We start from the raw sequence: 22,839 nt of genomic DNA, 5'->3' as shown, positions 1-22,839 counted from the left end.
CTGCCGTAGTTGTACAGAACGGCGAGGTCGGCCTTGCCGTCACCGTTGAAGTCACCGGCGACGACCTTGCTGGCATCCCAGTTCCAACTGTCCTTGCCGGAATCCCACGTCTTGCGGGGAGCGTCGAAGCCGTCGGGGCCCTTGCTGGTGAACGTCCACAGACCGGTTTCGTTGCGCCCGTCGGCCGCCTTGCCGTAGCGGTAGAGGACGCCCAGGTCGGTCTTGCCGTCACCGTTGAAGTCACCGGCGACGAGCTTGCTCGACTCCCAGTTCCAGCTGTCCTTGGCGCCGGACTCCCACACGGTGCGCGGCTCGTTGAAGCCGCCCTTGCCGTCGGCGGTGTAGACCCACAGCGCAGCCTGGTTGCGGCCGTCCTTGGACGGACCGTAGTCCACCAGCATCGCGAGGTCGGTCCTGCCGTCGCCGTCGAAGTCGCCCGTGGCGGTCATGGAGCGCTTGGGCAGCGAACGGACCTGCTGGATCCAGTGGTTGACGTCGTCGACGCGGCTCTCGACGGCACCCTTGCGGGTCTCGGAGTCGTCGCTGCCGAAGCACCCGCCCTGCCAGGAGGTGCTGCTGACACCGGCCAGCTCCTGCTGCCCCTCCTTCGTGCGGAGGGCGGGACCACCGGTGTCGCCCTTGCAGACGGCACCCTGCTTGCCGGTGACGTCGAGGGTGGCGCCCTTCACGGCGTCGACGCCGAAGGCACCGGAGTGCACGTTGTCCGGAACCCACTCGTCCTTGGTGCGCCCGTACCCGGCGATGCTCAGCTCCTCCCCCTTTGCGGGAGCGCCGGTGGCGAGCTTCGCGGGGGCGATGCCGGTGACGGGCGCGGCGAGCCGGGCCATGACGAGGTCACGGTCGGCGCGCGGGACCAGCTCGACGACGTCCGCCGTGGTGCTGCCGGCGGCGACGGTGGTCTTCATGGCGGGCGCACCCGCCTTGACCGTCTTCGGGTCGTCGGCGAAGCAGCTGCCGGCGGTGAGCACCCACTGCTCGTCGACGAGCGTGCCGGAACAGCCGCGCTTGCCCTCGCCGATGTCGAGCTTGACGGTGGCGGCGAACTGCCCGTCCTTGGCGGCGTCACCGACGACGGCGTGCGCGGGGGCGACGGTCAGCGCGGTGGCACCGACGACGGAGGAGAGAAACCCTGCGGCCAGGAGGGAGCGGGAGCGCGAGGCGCGGCCGAACATGTGCGTTTCCTTGGGGGGTTGGGGGGTGGTGGGGAAGGGGTGCTCAGCCGACGAGCTGGACCTCTCCATGGGTGCCGGCGGTGTCGACGCCCGGGTAGTAGCTGAGGTTGCCGTCGTTCCATCCGATGAGGATGTCGTTCGGCCGGTTGGTGGGAGCGGTGAACGAACCCACCGTCAGCATCTGCGAGTTCTTCCACGCGGACCCGACGGGCCGGATGGTGACCCGGCTGCCGTGGTAACCGGCAGCGTCGACGCCGGGGAATACCTGAGCCTGGCCGTCGTTCCACCGAATAAGGAGGTCGGCGGTCTTCTTGCCGGTGAACTCACCGGCACTGATCTGCGCGGCGTTCTTCCACCCGTTGTCGGCCTTGGTCAGCTGCGTCCAGCCGCTGAGTCCCTTGGTGCCGATGTCGGAGTACATCGAGGTGGACCCGTCCTCCCAGAGGACGAGCAGGTCGTCGCGCAGGGAGTTCTCGGTGTAACGGCCGGCGGTGATGAGCCGGGCGTTCTTCCAGAACGGGTTGTCGCCACCGCCGGGGCGGAGCGTCTTCTCGTCGTGGACGCCGTTCTGGTCGACGTGCATGTACGTCGACACCTTGCCGTTCTCCCACCGGACGGTGATCCCGTCGGACCCGTCCTCGGCGAACTTGCCACCGGTGACGGCACGGGCGCGCGTCCAGTAGCTTCCGGGCTTCTCGATCTGGTACTCGGCCGAGAAGGGCTGCTTCGGATCGTCGTGGTCGGCTCCCTGGAAGAGGCTGACCTCGCCGTCCTTCCAGACGACGAAGAGGTCCATGCGGCGCTTGCCGTCGTCGGAACCGCCGGTGAAGTAGCCGGAGGCGGTGTACGTGGCGTACTTCCACTGCGAGCGCGGGAGGAGGGTGCGGGAGGAGACGGACTGGATCCATCCGGCGATGTCGTCGACGCGGGTGTCGACGGCGCCCTTGCGGGTCTCGTCCTCGTTGCCGAAGCAACCGCCTTGCCAGGAGGTGCTGTTGACGGCGACGAGCTCGGCCCTGCCGTTCACCTCACGGAAGGCGGGGCCGCCGGTGTCGCCCTTGCAGACGGCGGCGTCGGCCGTCTTGCCGGCGAGCTCGACGGCGGTGTTCTTGACCGAACCGACGGTGAATTGCGAAGTGTGGAGCCGGTCGGGAACCCACTCGTCCTTGGTGCGGCCGTAGCCGGCAACGCGCAGTTCCTCGCCCTGGATCGGCTCCTTGGTGCCGACCTCGACGGGGGCAATGCCGGTGACGGGCTTGGCCAGCTTGGCCATGACCAGGTCGCGGTCCTCGCGGGGGACGAGTTCGACGACATCGGCCGTGGCGTTGCCGATAGCGGCGGTGGTCTTCAACTTGGGCGCACCGGCGGCGACCCTGCCCTGCTCGGGGTTGTCGGCGAAGCAGCCGGCAGCCGTGACGAGCCACTGCTTCTCGACGAGGGCGGCGGTGCAGCTGCGGTTGCCGTTGCCTATGTCGAGTTTGGCGGTGAAGGGGTATGCGCCGTTCTTGGCCTGATCGCCGACCACAGCGTTCGCTGAGGCGGCCATCAGTACGCCGGGAGCAAGGGCAGCCACGAGGAGCCCTGCCGTCCACGCGGTGCGCGAATCTCTGGCAAACACGATTGATTCCTTGATGAGGGTCCTGCCCCTACCGAGAAGAATTTGGCTGCCCGCGAGATTCTGATCACGATCAGAATTGATCTTGAACTCTCGGTCGAAACCTTCCCCGGGAAGACGGCCTGCGCACCCATACACAGGACCCTGCAAGCTCAAGATCATTTACGCTCACGAAGCAACTTGCACGAAGAAGACCCGAACAACCCGCAGGAGGCCAGGGCATACCAAGGGAGAGCTGGACCGAACGTGGGCCTCAGCCGGTAACGCGGAGCTCGACCAGGACCGAGCGCTTCTTTTCGGTTCCACCATCACCTTCACCGAGGGCAACGTAGTCGTTCTTGGGCGCATCGACGACGCGCTCCTTGCCTTCGGCGGTGAGCTTGGCCTTCACAGGGTGATCCTCGGTCCAGATGCCGTAGGCATCCGGCAACTCCATGGCCAGGAAGCCCTTCTTGCCAGCGACCTTGAAGCAGTAGCCCTGCTTATCCAGGCGAGATTCGACCTTGATGTCGTTCGGAGTCGAGCAGTCCACGAACACGATGCGGCCGTCCCCCTGCTTCAGGGTGATGCCCCGCTCCTTGAAGATCTTCGCAGCGCCCGGGTACTGGAAGTCCTCGACAGCCGAGGGCATCACTTCACCAGTCGCAGCTTGAGCAGCAGGGGTCACCGACTGTGGTGCGGCCTGGGCGGCCGCAAGGGTGGCAACTCCGGCACATGCTGCGATTGCACCAACAACGCCTGTCGACAGGGCTTTACGGGCTTGAAGTATCACCAAGATCCTTTCAATCGGAAGGCGGCATCGTCTGGACCGCCATGCAATTTACATAAGTAAAGCACGGGTAAGGTATCAGCAATCACACGCCCAAGAGACCTCGGTGACATAACCCTGGACAGCACCGTCTGCTGACGGGGCATGCCACCCCTTGTTCGCAGCTGATCCCCCCCCTCACTCGCTCGCCCGACTGAGCGGATCTGGGCGGCACGAACTCTTGGCGGGTGCGCGCACGGCATGGGAAACGCCTTCAGGAAAGGACTGGTCTGTTGAAACGGCATCTGCACTCCATGGGGGCGGCAAAGCCCCCATGGACAAGAAGGGTGAGTGCAAGGCGGTTGGGCCTGCCCGGCATGTGTGCCGCTGTGCTGCCCGTCACACTGCTCGTCGGCCTTATCGGCACTGCTCCGGCAACCGCAGCGGGCACAGATGAATCCGGAAGCCTGCTTCCGGCATCGGGCCGCGGGCGGGTCGTGGACTTGTGGGCGGGCGGCGGTCCAGGTGTGAAGCGGGCTGCTGAGGCCGCTCTGACTGGCTCGGATGATGACGTCAAGCGCTTTCTCGGAACCGATTACGAGGATGCCAAATACCACGACGACCGCATTCAGGTCGTACAGATCCTGAGCGTTGGCGGGCCCGCCGTACGTGCGGCGGCAAAGAAGGCGCTTTCCGGCTCCACGGATGACATGCGCGCCTTCCTCAAGGAGGGCTGGCAGGCTCCGCTGGATGAGGACCAGCGAGTGGAGGCCACCCAGGTCATCAGCATCGGCGGTCCCGGGGTGCGGGAGCAAGGCAAGGCCGCGCTCAAGGGCTCGCCTGATGATGTCCGCAAGTTCCTGGAGGAAGGCCAGTACTCCGCTCGCGAGACAGACGAGAGAGTACAGGCGACGCAGATCCTGAGCACCGGGGGTCCGGCCACTAAGGAGGCCGCGAAGGTTGCGCTCAAGGGCTCTCCCGACGATGTTCGCGAATTTCTGGAAGTGGGTCAGTACACGGCCCGCAACCGGGACCAGGAACGTGCCACCGTCGCTCAGCTCGCCGAGCAGGCCACCCAGGCCGGCGCACGAGCAGAACGAGCAACAAAGGCGGCGAAGGACGCCTCCGACCGGGCCGTAGAGGCCTCACAGTTGGCGAAGGAAGCTGCGCAGAAGGCTGCCGACGAAACTGAAAAGGCCCGCCAGGACATGAACCGGGCGGCCAACGCAGCAGGCCGGGCCGCCGACGCGGCACGAGGGGCAGCGACTGCTGCCCGGCAGGCTATCGGCGCTGCCAACGCAGCCAATCAGGCCGCTCGGATCGCGGCCAGTGCAGCAGCGCAGGCGGCATCCGCCGCCGCAGCTGCGGCGGATGCGGCAGCCCAGGCCCGTAACGCGGCCACTGCAGCTGCCTCGGATGCCGGCAAGGCAAGCGATGCCAAGAAGGCAGCTGATATCGCTCGCAACGCTGCAACAGGCGCGGAGAAGGCCGCAGAGGCATCGAACGCGGCCGGTGACGCGTCGAACGCTGCAATCTCTGCAGCCAAGGCCGCGCTGAGCGCTGGGGGCAATGCGAACGCCGCCGCCGACGCTGCCGAGGAGGCCAACAGCCTTGCAGAGGCTGCCGGCGTGCACTCCAACGAGGCAAGGGAAGCAGCCTTGCAGGCCCGGGCTCACGCGAGGGAGGCCAACCGCGCAGCAAACGCCTCCGAAGCGCTGGCCCGCAAGTCGGCCAATGCTGCCTACGAGGCCCGTGATGCTGCCAACTCGGCAGCTCGCCACGCCAGGAACGCCGCAGACGCGGCCGACGAGGCCGCCCGGCACGCGGGCGAGGCGTCCAAGGCTGCTGCGGAATCGACCGAACACGCTGGCAAGGCCAAGGAAGCAGCTGATGCGGCAACCGCAGCCGTAAAGGCAGCCAACGCGGTATACGAGGTCGCACGAGAAACCGAGGCGGAAGACCTCGCCACGCGTACTGCCGCCGCGATCCAGCAAGCCAAGGACCTCAAGAAGGCCGACGACGACTTCACCGTCAGCGTAGGGCGTCTCATGAAGGACTTCCGGGCAGTCGATGAGGAAGCCACCCGGCTGTCCACTGAGGCCAGTAAAACCGGTGTCGATGTCAAGGCTATGGCGGCCAAGGGCCGCAAGCTGGCGCTCGAGGCGATGAAGAATCGCGGTCCGTGGAGCCAGGCAGCCGCAGCCAGGGCCCTCGCGGGCTCCGACGATGCTGTGATCGGCTACCTCCGCGAGGGATGGCAGCAGGCTACTCAGGACGACAACCGTCAGCGCGTGGAACAGATCGCGGACACGAGCCCCTACGAGTCGGTGCGGTCTGCCGCGAGGGCGTCACTCAAGGGCAACGCTCAGCAGGTCGACGACTTCTACACCACGGGGCAGCACGAAGCTGCCACGACCGACTATCGCGTCCGAGTCACACAGCTCTACAGCACCGGCGGACCTGGCATGAAGGAGGCAGCCAAGGCTGCCCTCAAGAACGGTTCGCCCAAGGCGCTGGCCACGTTCCTCAACAGCGGCCAGTACGTGGCTCAGATAACCGACGAACGTGTCCGTGCCACACAGCTCTACAGCACAGGTGGGCCGGAGGTGAAAGCCGCCGCCAAGATTGCGTTGTCCGGACCTTCGGATCTTCTTCACGAGTTCATCCAGGTCGGCCAGTACATGGCCGAGCGCAAGGATCAGCTCGCCGCCACCCATACCGCCCAGGTACAGCGACTGATCGCTGAGGCTTCCGGAACGGCCGCAAAGGCTCAGCAGAATGCCTGGGAGGCAGCGAACGCAGCAGCAGTGGCCAACAAGGCAGCCGATGAGGCCAACGCAGCTGCTGCTGAGGCCAAGAAATCTGCCGACCTGGCAAAGAAGTACGCGGAGGACGCCAACGCTTCGGCCAAGGACGCCGAAGCCTCGGCTGCCCGAGCTGCCAAGTCCGCTGCCTCTGCACGCGATGCTGCGAACCAGGCAGCGCGAGACGCGGAAGCTGCCGAAGATTCCGCTGCTCGCGCAGAATTCTCCGCCAGCTACGCTCGCGTGTCTGCAGAGGAGGCGAACGATGCCGCTGCAGAAGCCCGCGATTCTGCTCTAAAGGCAGGCAAGGACGCGAAGGAAGCAGGTACCGCCGCATCCGAAGCGTGGAAAGCTGCAAAGGAAAGGCTGCGCGCGGAAGCTGCCGAAGCTGCAAAGCGTGCGGATGAAGCAAGGCAGAAGGCAGCCAAGGACAAGCAAAAGAAGAAGACTCCCTGTGCGGGGCCCGGGTTGGGATGGTGTCTGCTGACCCAGGACGGCGCCTATGTGTCCGTCGAGGGCATTCAGGCCCAGGCCAGTGCAACGCAGGCTATGCTCAAGGATCTCAGCGGCCTGACTGAGCTCGAGGAGTGCATCAAGGACCCCACGGCCGCCAAATGTGCCATGTTCGCGGTCGCCGTCACCCCAGTAGGCCGAATCAAGAAGGTCGAGAAGGCCGCCAAGGGCGTCGAAGAAGTTGCCGCTGGTTCAAATAAGCTGAGGTTCACAGGCGAGAAGCTGGAAGCGGCCTGGCCTTCTTGGAATACAGAGCAGAATCTCACTCACGTGATTGATCCGGCGAAGCATGGTTTCGATGAACTGGTCAAGAAGACCGGAGGGCGTGAAGAGGCTCTCCGTGCGATCATGGATAGCCTCCAAGGCGCAAAGGACCTCCCAGCTGCCGGCAAGTACGATGTGACCAGGACCATTAAGGGCGAGAAGGTTACGATTCGCGGCGCCGTAGTGGACGGAGTTCCGCGACTCGGTACCGCGTTCAACCCTGACAAATTCGTCAAGCCATAGGAGATTGGACGACATCAGTGCCGATTGAAATCACTCCCCGACCCATCAACACAGCCGAAAGAGCGATCCTTGAGAAGCTTCTGTCGGTCGACTTCGTCGGCGTCGAAGAGCTCAGGTTGCAGATCGACTTCTGCGAGGTCACCGGAATCTGGGGGCAGGACTCTGTCAGCGTTGACCTCCGAACCTCGGACTCTTCCCCTCAGTCTCCGGCCGGGACGGGCCCCATTCCGGTTCGCACTTCCGTCCTTGGAGAATCAGGAAGCCTCGAGGGAGAGATCTTGATCTGGGTCACAGACGGGTATCTTTCCGCCTTGGAGTACGCGTGGTATGGCGAGACCATGCCACGCGAACTACCTCCTGCAGAGCGAGTCACCATTGACGAATGAGAACCGCCCCTAACTGAGCCGATAGCCTTGCCCTGCGGGACATGGAACCCCAGAAACCCCAGGGCGTAGGACGATTAGGCCGAGAGACCGAAGCCGCTCGCCCCCAGCACTCGTACCGTCGGCTGGGCTCTCAGTGAGACGACATCTGTGGGGCCCGTCCCGGCGGGCCCCACAGGCTCAAGGAACACGACGGGCATTCCCTGGCTTTGAGCGATGGCTCGGAAGGGGGATCCATACGGTTGCGCTGGAACCGCGCGCTCCTGAGACAGCGACTTCGATAGCAGGCGCCGATACGCCCACGGCCTGTTCATCCTGGCGATGGGCTCACGTGGGGTCTGACGGCCTCAGCAGCCCGCAGCGGCAATACCCATAGCAGATGCCGCCTCGGACCAGGCAACTATCTCGATATTCAGCCGAGTTGGCAACACGTCCCGCTACGGTGGCCGCAACAAGCGACCCCCCGCGCTGGCGGCAACCGGCACAGGGGGTCTACACCAGCCAGGAGAACGGACCTCCCCAACAGATGCACCGGCATGCTATCCCCCCAGCCCGCTTCTTCTCCCAAGTACCCAACGAGATCATCCGCCATCCCCGCCTCTCCTCCGACGCCGTCCGGCTGCTGCTCTGGCAGCTGTCGCTTCCCGACTCCGCGAGCGAGCCGCTCTACGAGTCCGCGCAGCGCGCCGGGATCAAGAAGGCCGCGTTCAACCGCGCGAAGGGGCAGTTGCTCGACGAGGGGTACCTGCACGAGTGGCGCCGCCAGGACGGATCCGGGCGGTGGTCGCGGCCGCAGGTGATCTCCAACGTGCCGTTGACGGCGGACGAGGCGATCGCCGTGCGGGACGGCCACGTCAGGGAGCCGCTGCCGACTGCCCCGAAACCGGCCGTCGGTGAGCCGAGCCCTCGGGCCGCCGGTCGTTCCCCTGAAAACACCGAGGGGAACACCTCCCACCGCCCTTCCCATCCGCTCTCCGAGCGCGGCGCCCAGGCCCTCGCCGCCGTTGCTCACGGCGAACGGCGGCTCCGCCTCAGCGGGCGGGACCTGCGCCAACTCGCCCCGCTGGCAGGCGAATGGCTGCTGCGCGGCGCCACCCTCGCCGACCTCCGAGAGGCGCTCACCTCCGGGCTCCCCGAACGCGTCCACTCCCCCGCCGGGATCACGCGCAATCGGCTGGAGCGGAAGATGCCGGATCCCGCACCCGAGCCCACAGCGGCCCCCAATCCGCTGCGCGCCTGCAGCGGGCCCTGCGGGCGGGTGTTCCGGCCCGCCGTCGACGAAGAACGGTGCCGGGACTGCCGCCTCGCAGCAGGGGCCTCGTACGACACCTCCGCCTCCGTCGCCGCAACCCGCCGCGGGATGGCCGCCGTTCGCGAGGCGCTCAGCCTCACCCCCCGCATCACCCCGACGTGACGTTGCCATACCGAAATCCGGACAGGGGGTGACGCCGCCGCGCCCCTCGCCTACATTTCGTGCGCATCACGTAAGTGATCACCGCACAGGGGACGGACGGAGTCACCGCATGTCGGCACCACCAGAACCACCCGAGAACAACCCCGGGAGCAACATGGGGCACAGCCGCCCCGTCGTCGCCGTGCCGCTCGTCGTGGCCGGCATATGTCTGGCCATCCCCTTCGGGGCGATGCTCTGGGTCGACTCCTACTCCCGGCTGACGCCGGCCCTCATCGGCATCCCGTTCTTCTACTGGTACCAGATGCTGTGGGTGGTGCTCTCGACCGTGCTCACGGTCGTCGCCTACCTCCTCGTCCGGCGGCACGAAGCGGCACGCCGCGGGGGTGAGCGGAAGTGACCCTCAGCGCACCGCACGGCGTCAACGGCGTCGCCCTCACCGTCTTCATCATCTTCTTCCTCGCCGTCACCGTCATGGGATTCCTGGCCGCGAAATGGCGACGGGCCGAGAACGCCGACAACCTCGACGAATGGGGCCTCGGCGGGCGGTCGTTCGGGACCTGGATCACCTGGTTCCTGCTCGGCGGCGACCTCTACACCGCGTACACCTTCGTCGCCGTCCCGGCGGCGATCTACGCGGGCGGTGCGGCCGGGTTCTTCGCCGTTCCGTACACGATCCTCTGCTATCCGCTGGTCTTCACCTTCCTCCCCCGCCTCTGGTCCGTCGCGCACAAGCACGGATACGTGACGTCCTCGGACTTCGTCCGCGGACGGTTCGGTTCGAAGGGGCTTTCGCTCGCCCTCGCGCTGACCGGGATTCTGGCCACCATGCCGTACATCGCGCTCCAACTGGTCGGCATCCAGGCCGTCCTGGACGTGATGGGAGTCGGCGGCGGGGCGAACGCGAACTGGTTCGTGAAGGATCTCCCGCTGCTCATCGCCTTCGGCGTACTGGCGGCGTACACGTACTCCTCCGGGCTGCGGGCGCCCGCCCTGATCGCCTTCGTCAAGGACACGCTGATCTACATCGTCATCGCCGTCGCCATCATCTACATCCCCATCAAACTCGGCGGGTTCGGCGAGATCTTCAGCAAGTCCGGCCACGCCTTCGCGGCGGTCAACCCCGCCACGGGCCAGCCGCGCGGCTCACTCGTCACGGGGCCGCAGGCGCAGTGGGCGTATGCGACGCTCGCGCTCGGTTCGGCGATGGCACTGTTCCTGTACCCGCACTCGGTGACGGCCGTCCTCTCCAGCAAGAACCGCAACGTCATCCGGCGCAACACCACCATTCTGCCGCTGTATTCGCTGATGCTCGGGCTGCTGGCCCTGCTCGGCTTCATGGCCGTCGCCGCCGGAATCAAGGTGCAGAACGGCCAGTTGGCGATTCCGCAGCTGTTCGCGGACATGTTCCCGGACTGGTTCACCGGGGTCGCTTTCGCGGCCATCGGTATCGGGGCGCTCGTTCCCGCCGCCATCATGTCGATCGCAGCCGCGAATCTCTTCACGCGCAACATCTACAAGGACTTCATCCGGCCCGACGCCTCGCCCGAGCACGAGGCGAAGGTCTCCAAACTCGCCTCGCTGCTGGTGAAGGTGGGGGCGCTGGTCTTCGTCCTCACCATGGACAAGACGGTCGCCATCAACTTCCAGCTGCTGGGCGGCATCTGGATTCTCCAGACGGTGCCCGCGCTCGTCGGCGGCCTCTTCACGCGGTGGCCGCACCGCTGGGCGCTGCTCTCGGGGTGGGCCGTCGGGATGGGGTACGGGACGTGGCGTGCGTACGAGACGCCGAGCGCCACGCAGGATCACTTCGGCAATACCAACCTCATTCCGTTCATCGGGGAGAAGGGGTACATCGGCCTGACCGCGTTCGTCCTGAACGTCCTCGTGGTCGTCGTCCTGACCTTCGTCCTGAAGGCGGTCGGGGCGCCGGACGGTGTCGACCAGACCTCGGCGTCGGACTACACGGCCGACGCCGGCGACCCGGGCGTCAGCCCGGACCTGCCGCCCGCCACGGCGGGGGCACCGGGCGGGCATTGAGCCGCGCCCTCTCATCCGTGGCCGGCCCGGGCACCGGTTCCTGATCAACCGGCTCCAACGCCCCCAGGACCCACGGCATGTGCACCTGGGGCGCGGCGATGAGCACAGGCGTCCCGCCGTCCCGGCGCTCCGCTGTCAGGAAGTTGGTGAGGTCCGGCCCCGGATCCGTCCGGTACGAGGTCGGCCACCGCCATGACGATGCCCGGCCGGCGGTCCCTGCGGGACGTGCCGGCCGTACACGTCTTGATCGACATGGCGTCATTGTGCGCCTGTGGTCGCGGGACCTGCGGGCGGGGTCCCGTCCGTCCCCGCGGCGAGCCGGAGTTCCAGCCGGTCGAGGGCGGCACGTATGCCGTCGCCGTAGGCGTCGTCCCCGAGGGCGTCCGCATGCTCCCGGGCCCGGGCCAGGTGCTCCCGGGACATCCGCGCGTTCCCCGTCCTGCGGTAGCTCTCCGCCAGGTTGAGGTGCAGGGAGGGGCGGAAGCCGCGGACCGCGAGCGAGGCGTGGTGCGCCTGGACCCGGTCGTCGGTCAGCGACTCCGCGGCCTCCAGGGCCCGCAGGTCCCAGGCCAGTTCGTCCTCGGGGTCCGGCTGGACGTCGGCCATGTGGTGGGCGAGGACGCACCGGTGGAAGGCGTCCCCCTCCGGGCCGATGTCCTGCCAGATCTCGCCGAGGCGGCTCCGGGCGCCGTCCGCATCGCCCTCGCGGTGCAGCGTCACCGCGGCCTCGATACGGGTCATCGTCGTGTCGTCGTGCGTCATGGCGGCCTCGCCTCTCCCTCGTAACCGACTGTGGTCAACGGTATGGGGAGGGTCTGACAACGACGCCCTCACGCGAACGCGGGCATGATCCGCTCATGGACGAGCCGCAGTTGAGCGGGAACGTCCGCGACGTCCGGAAGGTCGCGGCCCGTGAAGGCCTTGACCAGCGTGCGGTCGGTCACGGCGCAGATCACGTGGTTCACGCCCGTCGGGGCGATCTGCGTGCGGATCTTCTCCAGGCACTCCTCGGGGGTGCCCGCGATGGACAGCCGGTCGGCGATCTCGGGCGGGGTGAGCCGGATGCCGCGGGCCAGGTCGCCCGCGCCGATCGCCTCGATCACGGGTTTGAGGGCGCCGGGTTCGACGCCGTTGCGGTGCAGTTGTTCCTCCGGCATGGAGGACGCGTAGATACCGACCATGCTGCGCGCGGCCTCCTTGGCCTGCGCGGAGTCGGGGCCGGTGGCGAAGACGACCCAGGCGCCGATGTCGAGCGAGGTCCAGTCCTTGCCGGCGCGTTCGGCGCCGGCCCTGATGTGCCGGACGGCGTACTCGTACGCCTCGCGGCTGTAACTGAGCGCGTGGTGGCAGCCGTCGGAGAGTTCGCCTGCCGCCTCGAAGGACTTCGGGCCGCGCATGGCACCGAGTTTGACCGGGACTCTGTTCTGTACAGGGCGGGCGAAGGTGAACAGCCCGTCGTAGGAGTGGAATTCACCCTGGTGCGTGATGCTGCCGTGGTCGAGGAGGGTACGGACGACATGGTGGGCTTCCTTGACCCGTGACAGCGGGCGGCTGCGTGCCGAGTCGATGCCGTGCTGGGCGAGCAGCCCGAAGTTGCCGCTGGACAGCACGACTTCGGCGCGGCCGCCGGACAGTTCGTCCAGGGTGGCCGCGGCCTGGGCGATCAGGGCGGGTTCGCGGAGGAGGACCGGGGAGACGCTGGGTCCGAGGCGTATGGTGCGCGTCCGGCCGGCGGCGACGGCGAAGAGCTGCCACAGGTCCTTGTGCCAGGTCTCGTCGGCTGCATAGCAGGCGTGAAAGCCGAGTTCGTCGGCGAGGCGGATGGCGGCCAGCGACTCGTTGACGGGATAGTCGGGGAGCATTGCGTAGCTGAACCTCATGGGTGGCACCCTGCATGGGGGTTGCGAGGCGGGACAAGGTCCGCGTCGGCCGAACCCCAACTACCCCTGTTAGGTGGAGAATCACCGGATCTCGGCAGCAGTCACCGCGGTTTCCAGTAACGGAAACAAGGACCCCTTGCCCCACACCCACCACGCTCGGGACGATCGGAGACGACATCGACCCGACGAGGGGGCAGCGTGGCACTGACGCGGCTTGTAGGCGATTGCGATGAGGGCGAGTGCCCGACCATCTACCGTACCGAGCGGGGGACGCTCGCCTTCCAGGGCGGACTCATCACCGACCACGGGCTGCAGATCCCCGCCCATGAAGCCGTGGTCGAGATCCCCGTCGAACTGATCCGAAAGGCCGTTCGTGACAACCTCATCTAGGACTCTGGGCGAGTGGTTCTCGGAGTTCGAGCAGGAAGCATTCCGACTGGAGACGCTGGACGACTACAGCAAGTCGGGAAGCGTGGAGGCGTACCAGGCCTTCCTGGCAGGAAAGGAGCAGCCGGAGTCCTTCAAGTCGTCGGACTGGGTGACGACGGTCGCAAACGCGACCCGGGCCGGCAAGCGCATGTACCGGGTGCACATCGTCTCCCGTCCCCTCACCGACTACCTGCGCTTCGAACTCGGTTGGGGCTACCAGCGCAACATGACGGCCGGCGAGGAGTTCTACATCCTCGACACCACCGTGCAGGAAAACCCGCTCCCGCAGGCCCCCGACTTCTGGATGTTCGACAACCAGGTCGTGAGTGCCATGAGCTACGACGGGGCAGGAAAGTTCCTCGGATCCGAGTTCATCGGATCCGACAGGCTGTCCGAGTTCACGACGTACCGGGACACGGCGCTGGCCCACGCCGAGCCGTTCCCCGAATGGTGGGCGAAGCACGGCGAGTGAACCGGGCCGACCTGGGACCCGCGCTGCGGGCGCTCCGGCAGGCCTCCGGTCTGGAGGCCAAGGCCGTCGCCCGCGGCGCAGCCATGTCCAGGTCCAAGCTGAGCAAGATCGAAACGGGCAGTGTTGCGCCCAGTGTGGTCGATGTGGCGCAGATCCTCACCGCCATAGGCGTGTCCGAAGAAGTCAAGGCCGAGTACATGGCAGCTGCACGGGCTGCCGCCACCGAAGCGACGGCCTGGCGGCTCTACCGTCGGCTGGGGTACCACCGCAAACAGCAACAGGTCCAGGCTCTCGAGTCGAAGACGACGCTCTTGCGGCTGTTTCAGCCTTCGTTGGTCCCGGGCCTGCTCCAGACACCTGAATATGTGCGGGCTGTCTGGGCCCGGAAGGAACTGGCAGAGGAGCAGTTGGCTCAGGTCGTCGGAGCACGTCTGGCACGCCAGAGCGTCCTTTATGACACGTCCAAGACGTTCCGGTTCGTCATCACCGAGCCCGTGCTGCGCTGGCGAATCGTTGCGCCATTGGTCATGGTGGGCCAGCTGGACAGGCTCATTTCGGTGTCCCGCCTGCCGAATGTCGACATCCGTGTCGTGCCGCTGTCGGCAGCGCAGAACGACTTCCCCGCCCACTCCTTCTCCATCAAGGACGACCGGCTGGTGACTGTCGAGACGGCGCACGCGGAACTGGTGGTCACCGACCCCAGGGACATCGAGCTCTATGTGAGGAAGTTCGCCGGCTTCCGAGAAACCGCCGTTTCGGGCAATGACGCCCGGACCCTCATCGCACGTATCCGGGACGACTTTTTGCACGAGCAGGAAACCGCCTAGAACCGCTTCGGTCACGGCACTCACGATGTGCCCATGACCCCGGAAACCGAATCAGCCGCACGCCAAGCCGACGCCTTCATGACGGGCAAACGCCGTGCCGACGACGTCGCCTTCATGCTCGGGCGCGTGCTGGCACACATGGGCATCAGGGTCGGCGACCCGGATTCCTGGCCCCAACTGGCCGGGCGCGCCTCCCTGTCCGGCGAGCCGTACGTGTATCTGGGGACCGTGCCCCTGGCCACGGCCCGCAAGGTGATCGATGCCCTGCTCTACGCGCAGGCCGCGAAGCGGAAGCAGGACGACCGCGACCTCGGCCACGACGGCTGACTGGCCGGACCTCTCCCCTCCGCCCGCAGTGGTGCAGAGGTCAGGCCAGGGCCAAGAGCCGCACCGTGGTCACCACACCGCCTCGCTCCGGTGTTCCAGCCACATGGCAGGCCGCCCTGAACAGCCCTGGTTGCCGGAGTTCGGCCAACACGTCCTCGTTGACGCGAGGCGCTCCCGGTGCATACGGATTGTCGGTGAATGCCCCCTGGACACCGTGGCTGTCACTGCGGCTGTCCAGGTAGGCCTCGCGGCCGATCGCGGCGGAGCGGTCGCCCGCACGGGCCGGGCACCGGCCTCGGCGACGCGCGGATCATCGCCGGTCGCCTCCCGCACCCAGTCCATGAAGAGAGTCATGAGGTCGCCGACGGGCGTCGTCTCCACGGCCTCGGTGAAGGCCTCTCTCCGATGCTCGGGCAGGAAGTCGCGTACGTCACGGATGGTGGCCCGGACCGTGACCGTCTCGCCACGGAAGGTCGTGGTGATCACGGGGGTCTGCTGTGCGCTCATGCCGCTTCTCCTGACGGGCGGCCGGCCCGGCCGTCCGCCGGGCCCGACATGGCTGTCCGAGCCGTTCGATCCTGGGGCGGCCAACCCCCGCCCCGGGCGGTTTCCAGGCCCGTGAAGAGCCCCTGAAGCCCCCTCACCGCCCCCTCACCGCGCCTCCGCGGCCCGCCCCCAACCCCCCGCACACCCCCACCCGTTAGCACATTCCGCAACCGCCCGGCGACGCCACGACACAACATGTGGGGGCGCTCCCGACCCCCGGCACTAGATGTATGCTCGTCCTCGCTGTCGCCGCAGGGGAATCCGGTGGAAATCCGGAACTGTCCCGCAACGGTGAATGTATGCGCATATGCGCTCCACAAGTCCGAGGACCTGCCGTCAGCGCGCCCACGTCCGAGCCGCCCCAGGGCCCGGCATGGGTGATGAACACGTCCGGGCCTCGCGGGTTGGGCCGATGGGCGCTGTCCGGCATGCCCCGAAGAAGTGTGCCGGTACGCGCTCCGTCGAGTGCCTCCCGAGCGGCCCCAGCCGACCAGCCGAGCGAGGGAGAGCCACACGTGACCATCGCGCCCGCCGATCCGGTCTCAGCAGCCACTGCGGAGGAGACCGGCGGCCCCGGGACCGCGCTGCTGCGCACCCTGACCGATCTCACCGCCGATCTGCCCGCCACCGACCCCGGCAAGGTCGCCGCCGCCGCGCTGCGCGGCCGGCACCCGGGGTCGGACGAGGCCGAGCTGCGGTCCCTGGCCACCGAGGCCGCCGCCGGGCTGATCGCCGAGGAGCCGCAGTACTCGCGGCTCGCGGCGCGGCTGCTCACCCTCGCCATCCGGGAGGAGGCGGCCGGGCAGGGCGCGGTCTCCTTCTCCGCCTCCGTCGCCGTCGGGCACCGTGAGGGCCTGATCGCCGACGACACCGCCGCGTTCGTCGCCGAGCACGCCGGGCGGCTCGACGCGCTCGTCGAGAACGCCCTCGCCGACGGCGCCGACGACCGGTTCGGGTACTTCGGCCTGCGGACGCTCCACAGCCGTTACCTGCTCCGGCACCCGATCACCCGCAACGTGATCGAGACCCCGCAGCACTTCCTGCTGCGCGTCGCCTGCGGCCTGGCCGAGGACCACTCCGTCCGCGCCCTGGAGGACGTGGCGGAGCTGTACCGGCTCACCAGCACGCTCTCCTACCTGCCCTCCTCCCCCACGCTGTTCAACTCCGGCACGCGCCACCCGCAGATGTCGTCCTGCTACCTGCTGGACTCGCCGCTGGACGAGCTGGACTCGATCTACGACCGCTACCACCAGGTCGCGCGGCTGTCGAAGCACGCGGGCGGCATCGGGCTCTCGTACTCCCGCATCCGCTCCCGCGGTTCGCTGATCCGCGGCACCAACGGGCACTCCAACGGCATCGTGCCGTTCCTGCGCACCCTCGACGCCTCCGTCGCCGCGGTCAACCAGGGCGGCCGGCGCAAGGGCGCGGCCTGCGTCTACCTGGAGACCTGGCACGCGGACATCGAGGAGTTCCTGGAGCTTCGCGACAACACGGGCGAAGAGGCCCGCCGCACCCACAACCTCAACATCGCGCACTGGATCCCGGACGAGTTCATGCGCCGCGTCGAGGCGGACGCCGACTGGTCGCTGTTCTCCCCGGCGGACACCCCCGATCTGGTCGACCTGTGGGGCGACGAGTTCGATGCCGCGTACCGCGCGTACGAGGCCGCGGGCAAGGCCGTCAAGCAGATCCCGGCCCGCGTGCTCTACGCCCGCATGATGCGCACCCTCGCGCAGACCGGCAACGGCTGGATGACGTTCAAGGACGCCTCCAACCGCACCGCCAACCAGACCGCCGAGCCCGGCGCGGTCGTCCACTCCTCGAACCTGTGCACCGAGATCCTCGAGGTCACCAACGACGGCGAGACGGCCGTCTGCAACCTCGGTTCGGTCAACCTCGCCGCGCACCTCGGTGCCGACGGCGAGATGGACTGGGAGAAGCTGGACCGCACGGTCCGCACGGCCGTCACCTTCCTCGACCGCGTCGTGGACATCAACTTCTACCCGACCGAGCAGGCGGGCTCGTCCAACTCGCGCTGGCGGCCGGTCGGTCTGGGCCTGATGGGTCTGCAGGACGTCTTCTTCCGGCTGCGGCTGCCCTTCGACTCGGCCGAGGCGAAGGCGCTCTCCACCCGCATCTCCGAGCGCATCATGCTCGCGGCGTACGAGGCCTCGGCCGACCTCGCCGAGCGGCACGGCCCGCACCCGGCCTGGGAGTCGACCCGCACCGCGCGCGGCGTGCTGCACCCCGACCACTACGCGGACGCCACGGCCACCTGGCCGGAGCGCTGGGACGCCCTGCGCGCCCGGATCGCGAAGACCGGCATGCGCAACTCGCTGCTGCTCGCCATCGCCCCGACCGCCACGATCGCCTCGATCGCCGGTGTGTACGAGTGCATCGAGCCGCAGGTCTCCAACCTCTTCAAGCGCGAGACGCTCAGCGGTGAGTTCCTCCAGGTCAACACCTACCTGGTGGAGGACCTGAAGCAGCTCGGCGTGTGGGACGCCACCACGCGTGACGCGATGACCGACGCCAACGGCTCGATCCAGGACATGAAGTGGATCCCGCAGGAGGTGCGCGACCTGTACCGCACCGCCTGGGAGATCCCGCAGCGCGCCCTGATCGACATGGCCGCGGCCCGTACGCCGTACCTGGACCAGAGCCAGTCGCTGAACCTCTTCATGGCCTCGCCCACCATCGGCAAGCTCAGCTCGATGTACGCGTACGCCTGGAAGCAGGGCATCAAGACGACGTACTACCTGCGTTCGCGCCCGGCGACCCGCATCGCCCGCGCGGCCTCCGGCTCCGCCGCCGCGGCCGCCCCCGTCCCCCTGCAGCAGGCCGCGCCCGACGCGGACGCCATCGCCTGCTCCCTCGAAAACCCCGAGTCCTGCGAGGCCTGCCAGTAATGTCCGCCGAACGCCAGAAGAACCTGCTCGACCCCGGCTTCGAGCTGACCCTGCGTCCCATGCGGTACCCGGACTTCTACGACCGCTACCGCGACGCGATCAAGAACACCTGGACCGTCGAGGAGGTCGACCTCCACTCCGACGTCGCCGACCTCGCCAAGCTCTCGCCGGGCGAGCAGCACATGATCGGCCGCCTGGTCGCATTTTTCGCGACCGGTGACTCGATCGTCGCGAACAACCTCGTACTGACGCTGTACAAGCACATCAACTCCCCGGAGGCGCGGCTCTACCTGTCGCGGCAGCTCTTCGAGGAGGCCGTGCACGTCCAGTTCTACTTGACGCTGCTCGACACCTACCTGCCCGACCCGGAGGAGCGCGCCGCCGCGTTCGCCGCGGTGGAGAACATCCCCTCCATCCGCGACAAGGCGCAGTTCTGCTTCAAGTGGATCAACGAGGTCGAGAAACTGGAGCGGCTGGAGACCAAGGCCGACCGCCGCCGCTTCCTGCTCAACCTGATCTGCTTCGCCGCGTGCATCGAAGGCCTGTTCTTCTACGGCGCGTTCGCGTACGTCTACTGGTTCCGCAGCCGCGGCCTGCTGCACGGCCTGGCGACCGGCACCAACTGGGTGTTCCGCGACGAGACGATGCACATGAACTTCGCGTTCGAGGTCGTCGACACCGTGCGCCAGGAGGAGCCGGAGCTGTTCGACGACGAACTCCAGCAGCAGGTCACCGACATGCTCAAGGAGGCCGTCGAGGCCGAGCTGCAGTTCGGCCGGGACCTGTGCGGCGAGGGACTGCCGGGCATGAACACCGAGTCGATGCGCGAGTACCTCCAGTGCGTCGCCGACCAGCGCCTGCAGCGCCTCGGCTTCCCGGCGGTCTACGGCTCGCAGAACCCGTTCTCCTTCATGGAGTTGCAGAACGTCCAGGAGCTGACGAACTTCTTCGAGCGCCGCGCCTCCGCGTACCAGGTGGCGGTCGAGGGCACGGTCTCCTTCGACGACGAGTTCTAGGAACTGCCTCCCTGCAGACGAGCGAAGGGCCCGTACGGAACATTCCGTTCCGTACGGGCCCTTCGGCGTCACGAGGATCAGTCGTTCGCAACGACCGGGTACCGCGGCGTACCCTCCTCCATCTGCCGCAGCGCATCGCGCCGTTCCCGCTTCGAGAGGCGGTCGATGTACAGCTGCCCGTACAGGTGGTCCGTCTCGTGCTGCAGGCAGCGGGCGAAGTAGCCCGTGCCCTGGACCCGGATCGGGTTGCCCTTCATGTCCTGGCCGCTGACGACCGCGTAGTCGGGGCGGGCCAGCGGGGCGTAGGCCGTCGGGACGGACAGGCAGCCCTCGTTGGAGTCGTCGAGGACGCGGCGGTCGGCCGGCAGGTCCTCGAGGACGGGGTTGCAGACGTGGCCGACGTGCCGGACGCCCTCGTCGTCCATGCAGTCGTAGACGAAGACCTTCAGGTCGACGCCGATCTGGTTGGCGGCGAGGCCGACGCCCTCGGCGGTGCGCTGGCTCGCGAACATGTCGTCGATGAGCTCGGCGAGCTTGTCGTCGAACTCGGTCACGTCCTGGCACTCGCGGTGCAGGACGGGGTTGCCGACAACGGTGATCGGGCGGGAGGTGCCGCGCTCGCGATGGGCGAGCTCTCGCTCCTCGCAGTCCTCGGTGTCCACGATGAACTCGCTGTTCACCGACTGCTCAGTGTCTTGCTGCGCCATGTCCGCCGTATGCCTCTCTCACAACCCGAAAGCAATATCGTGCCCGGAATCCACAGGGCTCATACAGGGTACGGGGAGCACGGGCCGCCCCTCAGCAGACCTCTTCGAGATCCCGCCATTCCCGGGTGTCCGGGCTGTCGGCGACCCAGCCGTCCAGCAGTCCCCGCACCAGGCCCGCGGGGGCCGCGATGCCGCACTCGCGCTCGGGCACCCACAGGGAGCCGGAGCCGGCCGTGCGGTGGCCGAGCGGGCCGGGGTGGCCGGGCTCGCTGTGGTCGTGCGGGTCCAGGTGCTCGCCGTCGCCCTCGTCGCTGGGCATCCGGCTCTCCGAGCACGTACGGCACAGCAGGCGCACGGACGAGGACCAGTCCTCGGCGGCGAAACCGGCGTCGGCGGCGAGCCGCTCCAGGGCGTCCCGGTCGGTCTCGGTGGCGGCTTCCAGGAGGACGACCCAGGTCGGCACGGGGGACGGGGCCCACAGCTCGATCTCGTCGAAGACCGGGTACGAGGGCCCGGCGGCGGTGACCCGCTCGCCGTGCGGGACGCCGTCGTGCAGCACGACCTCGCCCCAGCGGCGCCCGGACGACGGCAGCGGGATGGACAGCACCTCCATGCGCGCCGGGTCCAGCCGGCGGCCCCACACGACCTCGGCCTCGCCCTCCGGCGAGAGCCGCACCGCCGCGCTGCCCAGCTCCATGCCGACCGGCTCACCGGCCGGGCCGCCCTCGCCGGGCACCCGCAGCCCGTACGCCTGCCAGGCGCGGCGGGCGAGCGGCCAGTCCTGCAGGGCGGTGGCCGCGATGCCCACGTTCCACCAGTCGGGAGCGCCCGCCTCGCGGTCCAGCAGGGCCACGGCGCGCAGACCCGCGGCGCGCGCCTGCTCCCAGTCGTGACGGAACTTGTGCAGCAGCGCGAGGTTGAACCAGGACTCGGACAGCCAGGGCTCCATGTCGGCCGCGCGCGTCAGCAGGGCGCCCGCGTCCTCGTACCGGCCGTCGCCGATGAGTGTGAAGGCACGGTCCGTCGCCTGCCGCCACGAGGCGGAAGGCCGGTGCCGCACCCTGCCGAAGATCCTCACGATTCCCGCCTGCCGGTTTCTGCGTGCAACCACGCCGGATGGTCCCGGTGCGGGCCGCCGTCCTCACGGACCGGCGCCTGCCGCACCACATTCGCTCCGGGGAGTGCTGCCGCCCTCCAGGCTTCCTCCTTGCCGACGACGGCGCGCACGACACCCCCCGATTTCGCTGTCCCGCCATTCTCTTCGTCTTCTTCGCATCCAACCATGTCCTTCCGGACGCCCGCTCATTACCCGTGGGTTCAGCGGACTACTCCGGGTTTGCCCGGACTTTCACGGCCCCTGTGGAGCGGGGCCGCCGCGTGCGAGCACCCTCGCGAGCGCCTCCACCACCCGGGGCTCGTGGTCGTGCGCCGTGGCGAGCCGCAGCCGCTCCAGGGCGCGCAGCGGGCCGCACGCCGGGTCGGCGGTGAGGTCGTCGTAGGCGTTGACGGTCCGCACGACGCGGGCGGCGAGCGGCTGCTCGCGGTACGGGTCGGCCTGCCGTTCGACCACCAGGGCGACGTCGGCCGGGACGCCGGTCTTGCGGACCACGGCCGCGCCCAGCTGGGCGATGCGGCGGCGCTCGTCGGGGGGCAGCGGCTCGGTCGCGCCCGCGGGCACCGGGTCCACGAGCGACAGCTGGCCGATGTCGTGCATCAGCGCCGCGTACTCCACGACGGTGAGCTCCGCGTCGGACAGGCCGAGCTCCCGTCCCACGGCCAGGCCGAGCGCGGCGACGCGACGGGCGTGGCCGGCCGGGGTGTAGCCGGCGATCTCGGTCGCGCGGGCCAGCGAGGCGATGGTCTGCCGGCGGGTGGCGCGCACGGCCTCGTAGCGGTGGATCGACAACTGTGTGACCAGCAGCGGGAGGCAGAAGACGGGCAGCGCCCACAGCCCGGCGACGGCCACCGCCAGGGCCATCACGACACCGGTCGCGCAGATCGCCGAGCCGATGCCGGGCAGGGTGCGCAGTTCCTCGCGCAGCAGCGGGCCGTACGGGCCTCCGGTGCGGGCCCGGGTGAGGGCGGCGGCGAGCACCGCGTCGCACAGGGCGGTGAGGACGAGCAGGAGCAGCAGGAACAGCGCGTAGTACGGACCCGGCGCAGGCGTGCCCGCGTGCTGCAGGGGCTGGAAGCAGGTGGCGGCGAACCCGGCGTTCAGAACGCGGCGGGCGAGCCGGTCGACGGCGGGCGGGCGGCCGACGGCCCCGGCGAGGGTGGCGCCGAGCACCACGGCCACGACCTGCGGCACCCCGTGCGAGGCGGGCCGTCCGCCGACCTCGCCGAGCAGCGCGTACGCGAGCGTCGCGGCGGCGCCCACGGGCGCCGTCTCCCGCACCCCGCCACTGCGCGGCCGCCGCCGGGCGGCTTCGCCGAGCGCGATGAGCACGCCGTAGGCGAGGGCGACGCCGGGCTGCGAGACGCCGCGCCAGGCGGTCCACAACAGCGCGACCAG

20 protein-coding genes and 1 riboswitch are annotated in these 22,839 nt (G+C 68.4%); of the genes, 11 read left to right on the top strand and 9 right to left on the bottom strand.

Going from position 1 to position 22,839, the window contains the following annotated elements; translation table 11 throughout:
• The 3 genes from HG542_RS22480 to HG542_RS22470 all read right to left on the bottom strand — a co-directional run.
• The coding region (locus HG542_RS22480; RefSeq protein ID WP_171084267.1) for a trypsin-like serine protease at window positions 1–1,193 on the bottom strand (1,193 nt) is incomplete at its 3' end.
• Window positions 1,194–1,236: 43 nt separating this feature from the next.
• Window positions 1,237–2,811, bottom strand: coding sequence for a S1 family peptidase (locus HG542_RS22475; RefSeq protein ID WP_171084265.1), 1,575 nt, complete (start codon window positions 2,809–2,811; stop codon window positions 1,237–1,239).
• A gap of 250 nt (window positions 2,812–3,061) precedes the next feature.
• Window positions 3,062–3,580: a hypothetical protein gene (locus HG542_RS22470; RefSeq protein WP_229922521.1), complete on the bottom strand. Its 519-nt coding sequence runs from the start codon at window positions 3,578–3,580 to the stop codon at window positions 3,062–3,064.
• 365 nt (window positions 3,581–3,945) lie between these two features.
• On the opposite strand from HG542_RS22470, the gene HG542_RS22465 reads away from it, so the two are divergent.
• The 5 genes from HG542_RS22465 to mctP all read left to right on the top strand — a co-directional run bounded on the left by HG542_RS22465 (window position 3,946) and on the right by mctP (window position 11,214).
• Entirely contained in the window at window positions 3,946–7,380 is a 3,435-nt protein-coding gene (locus tag HG542_RS22465) for an ALF repeat-containing protein (RefSeq protein ID WP_229922522.1), read from the top strand.
• Window positions 7,381–7,397: 17 nt separating this feature from the next.
• On the top strand, window positions 7,398–7,766 hold the full coding sequence (locus HG542_RS22460) for a hypothetical protein (protein WP_171084262.1): 369 nt from the start codon (window positions 7,398–7,400) through the stop codon (window positions 7,764–7,766).
• 523 nt (window positions 7,767–8,289) lie between these two features.
• A complete protein-coding gene (locus tag HG542_RS22455; protein ID WP_171084260.1) occupies window positions 8,290–9,177 on the top strand; it encodes a hypothetical protein in 888 nt (295 codons plus the stop codon).
• Window positions 9,178–9,286: 109 nt separating this feature from the next.
• Window positions 9,287–9,574 (top strand): DUF3311 domain-containing protein, encoded by a 288-nt coding sequence (locus tag HG542_RS22450; protein ID WP_255316077.1) that lies wholly within the window; start codon window positions 9,287–9,289, stop codon window positions 9,572–9,574.
• A complete protein-coding gene (mctP, locus tag HG542_RS22445; RefSeq protein ID WP_171084258.1) occupies window positions 9,571–11,214 on the top strand; it encodes a monocarboxylate uptake permease MctP in 1,644 nt (547 codons plus the stop codon). The genes HG542_RS22450 and mctP overlap by 4 nt, the downstream gene beginning before the upstream one ends.
• Before the next feature lie 258 nt (window positions 11,215–11,472).
• On the opposite strand, the gene HG542_RS22440 is transcribed toward mctP, so the two are convergent.
• Both HG542_RS22440 and HG542_RS22435 read right to left on the bottom strand, forming a co-directional pair.
• Window positions 11,473–11,976 carry a hypothetical protein gene (locus tag HG542_RS22440; protein ID WP_171084257.1) on the bottom strand — a complete coding sequence of 168 codons (504 nt, stop codon included), beginning with the start codon at window positions 11,974–11,976 and terminating at the stop codon, window positions 11,473–11,475.
• Between the two features lie 68 nt (window positions 11,977–12,044).
• Complete coding sequence (locus HG542_RS22435; RefSeq protein WP_171084254.1) at window positions 12,045–13,094, bottom strand: LLM class flavin-dependent oxidoreductase; 1,050 nt, start codon at window positions 13,092–13,094, stop codon at window positions 12,045–12,047.
• A gap of 198 nt (window positions 13,095–13,292) precedes the next feature.
• Between HG542_RS22435 and HG542_RS22430 the strand changes: the two genes are divergently transcribed.
• From HG542_RS22430 to HG542_RS22415, 4 genes are read left to right on the top strand one after another with little or no spacing between them, the layout of a single operon-like run.
• Window positions 13,293–13,484, top strand: coding sequence for a hypothetical protein (locus HG542_RS22430; protein ID WP_171084252.1), 192 nt, complete (start codon window positions 13,293–13,295; stop codon window positions 13,482–13,484).
• Window positions 13,468–13,995 (top strand): DUF6879 family protein, encoded by a 528-nt coding sequence (locus HG542_RS22425; RefSeq protein WP_171084251.1) that lies wholly within the window; start codon window positions 13,468–13,470, stop codon window positions 13,993–13,995. The genes HG542_RS22430 and HG542_RS22425 overlap by 17 nt, the downstream gene beginning before the upstream one ends.
• The gene (locus HG542_RS22420; RefSeq protein WP_229922523.1) at window positions 13,992–14,822 is read left to right on the top strand and encodes a helix-turn-helix domain-containing protein; all 831 of its coding nucleotides are present in this window, start codon (window positions 13,992–13,994) and stop codon (window positions 14,820–14,822) included. Before HG542_RS22425 ends, HG542_RS22420 begins: the two co-directional genes overlap by 4 nt.
• Before the next feature lie 33 nt (window positions 14,823–14,855).
• Entirely contained in the window at window positions 14,856–15,149 is a 294-nt protein-coding gene (locus HG542_RS22415) for a hypothetical protein (protein WP_171084247.1), read from the top strand.
• Window positions 15,150–15,218: 69 nt separating this feature from the next.
• Here the strand turns inward: HG542_RS22415 and HG542_RS22410 are convergent, their stop codons facing one another.
• Entirely contained in the window at window positions 15,219–15,656 is a 438-nt protein-coding gene (locus HG542_RS22410) for a hypothetical protein (protein WP_171084245.1), read from the bottom strand.
• A gap of 265 nt (window positions 15,657–15,921) precedes the next feature.
• Window positions 15,922–16,047, top strand: a riboswitch (cobalamin riboswitch).
• Between the two features lie 163 nt (window positions 16,048–16,210).
• Here HG542_RS22410 and HG542_RS22405 point away from each other — a divergent pair.
• Together HG542_RS22405 and HG542_RS22400 are read left to right on the top strand one after the other, a co-directional pair.
• The gene (locus tag HG542_RS22405) at window positions 16,211–18,604 is read left to right on the top strand and encodes a ribonucleoside-diphosphate reductase subunit alpha (RefSeq protein WP_171084243.1); all 2,394 of its coding nucleotides are present in this window, start codon (window positions 16,211–16,213) and stop codon (window positions 18,602–18,604) included.
• Window positions 18,604–19,620 carry a ribonucleotide-diphosphate reductase subunit beta gene (locus tag HG542_RS22400; RefSeq protein WP_171084241.1) on the top strand — a complete coding sequence of 339 codons (1,017 nt, stop codon included), beginning with the start codon at window positions 18,604–18,606 and terminating at the stop codon, window positions 19,618–19,620. The genes HG542_RS22405 and HG542_RS22400 overlap by 1 nt, the downstream gene beginning before the upstream one ends.
• A 77-nt stretch (window positions 19,621–19,697) precedes the next feature.
• On the opposite strand, the gene def is transcribed toward HG542_RS22400, so the two are convergent.
• From def to HG542_RS22385, 3 genes are all read right to left on the bottom strand, one after another.
• Complete coding sequence (def, locus tag HG542_RS22395) at window positions 19,698–20,327, bottom strand: peptide deformylase (RefSeq protein ID WP_171084238.1); 630 nt, start codon at window positions 20,325–20,327, stop codon at window positions 19,698–19,700.
• Between the two features lie 91 nt (window positions 20,328–20,418).
• The gene (locus HG542_RS22390) at window positions 20,419–21,405 is read right to left on the bottom strand and encodes a tetratricopeptide repeat protein (protein ID WP_171084236.1); all 987 of its coding nucleotides are present in this window, start codon (window positions 21,403–21,405) and stop codon (window positions 20,419–20,421) included.
• Between the two features lie 270 nt (window positions 21,406–21,675).
• Window positions 21,676–22,839, bottom strand: a complete 1,164-nt coding sequence (locus HG542_RS22385; protein ID WP_171084234.1) for an HD-GYP domain-containing protein — start codon at window positions 22,837–22,839, stop codon at window positions 21,676–21,678.

This window comes from Streptomyces morookaense (assembly GCF_013030945.1).
Classification (GTDB): Bacteria; Actinomycetota; Actinomycetes; order Streptomycetales; family Streptomycetaceae; genus Streptomyces; species Streptomyces morookaensis.
This window is presented reverse-complemented; position numbering and strand designations above follow the sequence as displayed.

Excerpts from the sequence above, each read along its gene's own strand:
- HG542_RS22440 (WP_171084257.1), bottom strand. The coding sequence starts at position 11,976 with ATGACGCACGACGACACGACGATGACCCGTATCGAGGCCGCGGTGACG.
- HG542_RS22435 (WP_171084254.1), bottom strand. The coding sequence starts at position 13,094 with ATGAGGTTCAGCTACGCAATGCTCCCCGACTATCCCGTCAACGAGTCG.
- HG542_RS22410 (WP_171084245.1), bottom strand. The coding sequence starts at position 15,656 with ATGAGCGCACAGCAGACCCCCGTGATCACCACGACCTTCCGTGGCGAG.
- HG542_RS22415 (WP_171084247.1), top strand. The coding sequence starts at position 14,856 with ATGACCCCGGAAACCGAATCAGCCGCACGCCAAGCCGACGCCTTCATG.
- HG542_RS22455 (WP_171084260.1), top strand. The coding sequence starts at position 8,290 with ATGCACCGGCATGCTATCCCCCCAGCCCGCTTCTTCTCCCAAGTACCC.
- HG542_RS22400 (WP_171084241.1), top strand. The coding sequence starts at position 18,604 with ATGTCCGCCGAACGCCAGAAGAACCTGCTCGACCCCGGCTTCGAGCTG.
- HG542_RS22450 (WP_255316077.1), top strand. The coding sequence starts at position 9,287 with ATGTCGGCACCACCAGAACCACCCGAGAACAACCCCGGGAGCAACATG.
- def (WP_171084238.1), bottom strand. The coding sequence starts at position 20,327 with ATGGCGCAGCAAGACACTGAGCAGTCGGTGAACAGCGAGTTCATCGTG.